The sequence below is a fragment of the uncultured Brachyspira sp. genome, from assembly GCF_944390595.1.
Classification (GTDB): Bacteria; Spirochaetota; Brachyspiria; order Brachyspirales; family Brachyspiraceae; genus Brachyspira.
Genome location: NZ_CALXRN010000237.1, coordinates 1 through 4,196, shown reverse-complemented (window position 1 = coordinate 4,196; position 4,196 = coordinate 1). Strand labels below are relative to the sequence as shown.

The window sequence follows — 4,196 nt, the reverse complement described above, 5'->3', positions numbered from 1 at the left end:
GGTTGCCGTCTGCTCTTTTAGCAAAGTTTCTATTGAAAGATGTTACTATAGAATTTGCTCTTGTATTATCAGGCTCTTCTCTGTTCCATTGTCCTATACAAGGTCCGCATGCATTAGTCATTATAACGGCACCAATTTTTTTGAAATCATCTATTATACCGTCTCTTAAAGCAGCTTTATATGAAGCTTCAGAACCTGGATTAATTATTATCTTTGCTTTTACTTTTAATTTCTTTTCTATTACCTGACGTGCTAGAGATGCAGCCTTACTTAAATCATGATAAGAAGAATTAGTACATGAACCTATTAAGCCAACTTCCATAGCTGTAGGATATTTATTTTCTTCTACTTTTTTAGCAAACTCACTTATAGTGCATGCAGCATCCGGAGTGAATGGTCCGTTTAAGTATGGTTCTAGTTCGGACAAATTAATTTTTATTATTTTATCATAATATTTTTCAGGATTATTATATACTTCTTCATCAGCTTTAAGATTGCTTATATTTTCATCAGCAAGTTTAGCAATTTCTTCGCGTCCTGTAGAAATTAAATATTCTTTTATATTATTATCATAAGGGAATATTGAAGTAGTTGCACCAACTTCAGCACCCATATTACATATTGAAGCTTTGCCGGCAGCGGATAGGGTAGAAGCACCTTCTCCAAAATATTCTATAATGGAGTTAGTACCGCCTTTAACTGTTAAAATGCCTGCCAATTTTAATATAACATCTTTAGCACTTGCCCAGCCATTTAAAGAACCAGTCAATTTTACTCCTATTATATTAGGTATTTTTAATTCCCATTCCATACCAGTCATAACATCTACAGCATCAGCTCCTCCAACCCCTATAGCAAGCATTCCAAGCCCTCCGGCATTAGGCGTATGAGAATCTGTACCTATCATCATACCGGCAGGAAATGCATAATTTTCTAATACTATTTGGTGTATAATTCCAGAACCTGCTTCCCAAAAACCAAGTCCGTATTTTTTAGCAACACTTTCTAAAAAATTATAAACTTCTTTATTTGTATTAAGTGCATTTTTTAAATCTTCTTCAGCACCTTTACAAGCCTCTATTAAATGGTCGCAGTGTATTGTAGCAGGTACTGCAGAAGAAGTTTTTCCAGCGTTCATAAATTGAAGTAATGCCATTTGGGCTGTAGCATCCTGCATGGCAACTCTATCCGGTCTAAAGTCTGCGTAATCTTCAGATCTTTTAAAATCTTTTATATCATTTTCATTGTATAGATGAGCATATAAAATCTTTTCTGATAATGTTAATGCTTTATTTAGCTTTTTTCTAATATTATTAACCTTATCAGAATAGCTTGAATAAAATTTTCTTATCATTTCTATATCATAAATTTCCATAAAATAGTACCTTTTATAAATATTGCTATAAAGTATTACTATATAGTAATATTATTTTTTTATCAATACTTTTATATTTTTTTTATTTTTATAGGAACTTTTATTTATATTATTCGTCTAATATAGCAAATAAAAATAAAAACAATTAATAATTAAAATATAGGAGATAGATCAATGAAAATGAAATTATTATTAACAACACTTATAGCATCATTATTAGTTTCTTCAGCAGTTTTTGCTCAGGTTCCACCTCCTCCGCCAGATCCGGCATACGATGTTCCTCCAAGAGCAAGAGAACCTAGACATCGTCCAGGACCAAAAGGTGATTTATACAGAATGTGCAGAAATGCTGGCGTATATTTATCAGAAGAACAGCTTACAGAGATGAGCACTATAGATTATGAATATGAACTTAAAATTAATGAGTTAGAATATCAAAAAAGAAATATAGATTACAAATTTAAAATTGAAAGAGAAAAAATAGATATAGATTTGAATCTATTAAAAGATTTAATAAATCAGAAAAAAGATTTAGAAAAAGAAATTGATTATTTAAGAATAGAAAAAGATGTATCTATATTAGGTGTTCTAACAGATGAACAATTACAGCAGTTAAATACTTATAGAATGAGATATTATTACTACAGATAAAGCAAATTTATAAAATAAATATACGATTTCTTATAAAGAGGCAGTATAAAATACTGCCTCTTTTTTATTTTTTAATATATAATTAAATAAAAATAAAAATGGGATTTTATTATGATTAATGAGTTTAAAAAGTTTATTATGCGCGGAAATATATTAGATATGTCTATAGGTATTATAATAGGAGCATCATTCAATAGTATAGTTAATTCATTTGTTCAAGATATTTTAATGCCTCCTATAGGTTTAATACTTAGCGGTATAGATTTCTCTAATATGTTTATAGTAATAAAAAATGGTGCTGATAATATAGGACATTATAATACTATAGAAGCGGCTAAACAAGCTGGTGCTGTAGTTATTGGAATAGGGACATTTATTAATAGTATAATTAGTTTTCTCATAACTGCTTTTTCTATTTTTATAATTATAAAACTATTCAATAAAATGCAGGAAAAAATAGTTAAAAAAGAACAAGAAGACAAAGCAGCAAGTGAAAAAATTTGTCCTTACTGCTGTTCATCAATAAATATAAATGCTGTAAAATGTCCTAACTGTACATCGAATTTGAACTGAGTATTTAGTTATTAGCAAAAACATCTTTCATAAGAGATTCAATGATATTTGGGAACTCTTCTAATAAACTTTTTTTATTAACTCTTTCTGTTACTCTATGCAAATCCTTTCCCCAAGGTCCAAAAATTATAGTAGGTATATTTATATCTTCTATGGAGTTAAAATCTATGCTGTATTCATTACCCCAAACTATCATATTTTCTGAAAATATTTTATAGTCATATTTTGCATTTACAGCACTATAACTTGCATCTGATATTCCAGTCATATAATTATTACATATTATATCTATGCCATATAATTTTTTATATTCTTCTTCTATAACTTTGAAATATTTACTGCCGTATTTTTCCTTACCGCATATAAAATCACTATGAACTGCAGGATAATAAGGAGGTGAAAATGATATTAACACAAATGGATATTGAAAATTAGCATAATCAAGTATTTTTTCCATTGCAAATATAGTAGTATTCGGATAAGTTTCCTTTTCTTCTCTTATTTTTATAGATATTTCTTTCTTTAAATTTTGATAGAATGCTTCAAAATCTTTTCTTGATTTTAATTTATCTATCAATTCAGACAAAGTGTATACTTCAGCTTTATAATCTTCTTCTAATTCTTTATTATTGTATTCTTTATAATCTTTTTTAAATTTATTTAAAAATTTATTAAATGATTCTACACTGATTTTTTTTACTTCATTTATTATTTCTTCAGGTGTTCTGCTGAAATGTAAAACTGTAAAATAACCGGCAGCTCTGAATGGTATTGATACATCATATTCATATTTTAAATCCTTAAAATATGACCATAATGGAGGAGGAGTTTTTTCATTTTTATACGAATCTACTAATTTTAATGAACCTTCTGTTTCTTCAAATATACCGCTTAATATTGACAATGGATTTAAACCATTATAATAAGACATTATATGAGCCTTTACTCCCTGAACCATTATAGTAGGCATACATTTTCCTACCGTTCCTATATGAAGAGTATGTTTATTGCTTTCTCTATCATTAGGCTCCGGTATAATCATAAGTTTATAATTTAAATTATATTTGTTTTTTAAATTACTAAGAAGTTTAGCAGATTCTCTCATACCTATAGAATAAGTTTCCTCTTCCGGAACTGCTAAAAATATTAAATTTCCATCTTTATTTTCTTGTTTAGAATATTCCTCTAATATAGCCATTGAAGCAGAAAGTCCGCCTTTCATATCGCAGCTTCCTCTTCCATATATCCATTCTTTGGAGTATAAATCCTTTTTATTATTTTCGCTTAAATCTAAAGTTTTTAAATTATCTTCTATTTTATTTATATCAAAAGCATTATCTTTAAAATCTCCAAATTCTTCTATTCCTACAACATCAAAATGACCGCTTAATATTAAAGTATTATTATTATTTCCCATAACAATGGCACATATTATCTCTCTGTTATAAACATCATTATCTATCTTATATCTTATTAGATATTCTTTATTATTACTAAAATATTCTATTTTACTTAGATAATTATATATGAACTCTGATGCTTCATTTTCTCCTTCAGAATAAGAAAGACTTTTTGTTTTCATTAAATTTTCTAATAT

4 protein-coding genes are annotated in these 4,196 nt (G+C 27.8%); 2 read left to right on the top strand and 2 right to left on the bottom strand.

Features of this window, described 5'->3' with window-relative positions; translation table 11 throughout:
* A partial coding sequence (locus Q0J90_RS14100; protein ID WP_297278514.1) for an aconitase family protein occupies positions 1-1,375 on the bottom strand: 1,375 nt, incomplete at its 3' end.
* Positions 1,376-1,549: 174 nt separating this feature from the next.
* On the opposite strand from Q0J90_RS14100, the gene Q0J90_RS14095 reads away from it, so the two are divergent.
* Positions 1,550-2,026, top strand: coding sequence for a Spy/CpxP family protein refolding chaperone (locus Q0J90_RS14095; RefSeq protein ID WP_028328472.1), 477 nt, complete (start codon positions 1,550-1,552; stop codon positions 2,024-2,026).
* Positions 2,027-2,137: 111 nt separating this feature from the next.
* Positions 2,138-2,599: a large conductance mechanosensitive channel protein MscL gene (gene mscL / locus Q0J90_RS14090; protein WP_297278513.1), complete on the top strand. Its 462-nt coding sequence runs from the start codon at positions 2,138-2,140 to the stop codon at positions 2,597-2,599.
* Between the two features lie 4 nt (positions 2,600-2,603).
* Here mscL and Q0J90_RS14085 read toward each other — a convergent pair.
* Positions 2,604-4,196 (bottom strand): M20/M25/M40 family metallo-hydrolase (locus Q0J90_RS14085; RefSeq protein WP_297278512.1); only part of this gene is annotated, 1,593 nt, incomplete at its 5' end.

What these genes read in the sequence shown, in the direction of transcription:
- mscL (WP_297278513.1), top strand. Translation starts at nt 2,138, where the DNA reads ATGATTAATGAGTTTAAAAAGTTTATTATGCGCGGAAATATATTAGAT.
- Q0J90_RS14095 (WP_028328472.1), top strand. Translation starts at nt 1,550, where the DNA reads ATGAAAATGAAATTATTATTAACAACACTTATAGCATCATTATTAGTT.